This is a genomic window from Bradyrhizobium sp. 31Argb, from assembly GCF_043638955.1.
GTDB lineage: Bacteria > Pseudomonadota > Alphaproteobacteria > Rhizobiales > Xanthobacteraceae > Bradyrhizobium.
This window is the reverse complement of the sequence record NZ_JBEGDB010000699.1, coordinates 1-564: the sequence shown is the minus strand read 5'-3', so window position 1 is coordinate 564 and position 564 is coordinate 1. Positions and strand designations below refer to the sequence as shown.

The following is a 564-nucleotide window of genomic DNA, read 5'->3' as shown; positions in this document are numbered from 1 at the left end:
ACATCTGGATGCTTGAAGAAGGAACGCACCAAAGCTGGTCTGTTGCCGATGTCGGCGAGCTGGGTGCGGACTCGGTCTTCCAATTTCTCGCCTGCGCGCAGCGGCCGGCGTGCATTGCCAGTGCGCTTGGCATGGCTCCATACGAGCTCGTCGGGATTCAAATCCGGGGCATATCCCGGAAGAAAGTGCAGCGTCAGCTTTCCCTGCGTGCTCGCCACGTAGTCCTTGACCACCGCCTTCTTGTGCGCGGGTAGCCCGTCCACAATCAGATGCAGCGCTTTCTTGCGGCGATACATCAGCTTCTTGAGCAGGTCCACGAACAGCTCGCCAGACAGTGCGCCCTTGTACGTCGCGAACCAGAACGCGCCCTTGGCGCTCACCGCCGACGCCGCGCCGATGCTTTGCCGTTGCCCCGGCGTTTGCACCACCGGCGTTTCTCCCTTCACGCCCCACGTCGTGCCTTGCACCGCATCCGCCCGGAAGCCGGATTCATCCCAGAAATAGACATCCGCTTTCTCCCGCTTGGCACGCCGCGCAATGGCCGGATAGGTTTCCCGCTGCCAA

Annotated in this window: 1 protein-coding gene; it reads right to left on the bottom strand. The window is 62.2% G+C overall.

The features are described from left to right. The coding region (locus AAFX91_RS42340) for an IS630 family transposase (protein WP_394570433.1) at window positions 1–564 on the bottom strand (564 nt) is incomplete at both ends.